Source organism: Pseudonocardia sp. SID8383 (assembly GCF_009864975.1).
Lineage (GTDB): Bacteria > Actinomycetota > Actinomycetes > Mycobacteriales > Pseudonocardiaceae > Pseudonocardia > Pseudonocardia alni.
Genome location: NZ_WWFY01000636.1, coordinates 1 through 1,796, shown reverse-complemented (window position 1 = coordinate 1,796; position 1,796 = coordinate 1). Strand labels below are relative to the sequence as shown.

Here is a 1,796-nt window from a genome sequence, read left to right as displayed (position 1 = left end):
GCCCTGGCTGGCGCGCACCGCCGAGCTGGGCCGCTACCTCGGCGTCCGCCACGACGGCCGGCTGGTCGCGATGGCGGGGGAGCGGATGCGGATCGGCGGTGAGGGCGCCGCCGGGGCGACCGAGATCAGCGCTGTCTGCACCGCCCCGGAGTTCCGGGGCCGGGGGCTGGCCCGCCGCCTGGTCGACGCGGTCGCCGCCGGGATCGTCGCCCGCGGCGAGCGCCCGGTGCTGCACGCGGCCGCGGACAACCGCGGCGCGATCCGGCTCTACGAGGCGATGGGGTTCACGCTGTCGCGCACGATGCGGTTCGACCTGCTCCGCGCGCCGCACCGCTGAGCGGCTCAGGCCGACAGGGCGGCGTCGACGGAGCCGGGGGAGAGCACCTCGTCGAGCACCAGGATCGCGCAGCCCATCACGCCCGACCGCCCGCTGAGCAGGCCCGGCTCGATGCGCAGGTTCTGGGTGGCCGCGGCCATCGAGCGCCGGTAGATCGCCTCCCGTACGCCCGCGACGAGTGGGTCGAACGCCCCGACCAGGTCTCCGCCGATCGCGACCAGCGCGGGGTTGGCCAGGTTCACCGCGGCGGCGAGGACCTCGCCGAGACGGCGCCCGGCGATGCGCACCAGCCGTACCGCGTCCGGGTCGCCCTGTTTGACCAGGGCGACGACGTCGGCGATCGCGGTGACCGGTTGCCCGCACTCGGCGAGGTCGCGCACCAGGGCGCGGCCCGAGGCCAGCACCTCCAGGCAGTCGATGTTGCCGCAGCCGCAGCCGATGCCCGGCCCGTCGTGCACCGGGGTGTGCCCGATCTCGCCGGCCGCGCCCCAGGCGCCGCGCTGCAGCACCCCGCCGCAGACGAGCCCGGCTCCGACCCCGGAGCCGATCTTGACCATCAGCAGGTCGTCGACGTCGGGGTGGGCGTCGTGCTCGGCCAGGGCCATGACGTTCACGTCGTTGTCGACCAGCACCGGGGCGGGGAAGCGGGCGGTGAGCAGCGGCGGCAGCGCGATCCGCTCCCAGCCGGGCAGCGCGGGGACACCCACCGACCAGCCGCGCGCGCCGTCGACGGTGCCGGGGATCGACAACCCGATGCCGCGGATCGTGGCGTCGTCGACCCCGGCGGTGAGCAGCAGCTTCTCCAGCCGGATGACCGCCTCGGAGAGCAGGTGCTCCGGCCCGGCGGAGGCGGGGATGTCCACGACCTCCTCGGCGAGCACGGCGCCGGACAGATCGCACACGGCGGCCTTGGACCGGCTGACGCCGACCGACAGCGCCAGCACGGTGCCGCCCGCGGCGTTGAACTCCAGGCGCGCGGCGGGCCGTCCGCCGGTCGCGGCGGCGCCGACCACCTCGGTGACCAGGCCGTCGGCGAGCAGCCGGTCGACGCGCGCGGCGACCGCGGTCCGGGACAGGCCGGTCTCGCGACCGATCTCGGTCCGGGTCCCGGCCACGCCGTCCCGGACCAGCCGGAAGATCTCGCCCGCCGTGGCGGGCGCGCTGGTCGGGGTGCGTCCTCGCATTCGTCCAGTGAACCACAGGGCTTCGACCTGGTGAAACGCTGATTGGGTCTCACTAACGTCTTGTGAGTACATAAGTCAGTCGGTAGAGTGCTTATCGAACGGTTCGCCACGCACCCCACCACCTGGAGATCGACGTACCGTGACCGCTTCCGTGCCGCTGCACCCCGTCGTCGACGCCGTCACCCGACGGGTGACCGCCCGCTCGGCCACCACCCGCGCCGCCTACCTCGAGCGCCTCCGCGCGGCCGCCGCCGCGGGGCCCGCCGCCGGCCCCG

General features: G+C 75.3%; 2 protein-coding genes. One reads left to right on the top strand and one right to left on the bottom strand.

Translation table 11 applies throughout. The annotated features are described in order from the left end of the window. The coding region (locus tag GTW08_RS15675) for a GNAT family N-acetyltransferase (RefSeq protein ID WP_161152123.1) at positions 1–337 on the top strand (337 nt) is incomplete at its 5' end. A 5-nt stretch (positions 338–342) separates the two neighbouring features. On the opposite strand, the gene GTW08_RS15670 is transcribed toward GTW08_RS15675, so the two are convergent. After that, a complete protein-coding gene (locus tag GTW08_RS15670; protein ID WP_073574963.1) occupies positions 343–1,521 on the bottom strand; it encodes an ROK family transcriptional regulator in 1,179 nt (392 codons plus the stop codon). Positions 1,522–1,796 lie beyond the last annotated feature (275 nt).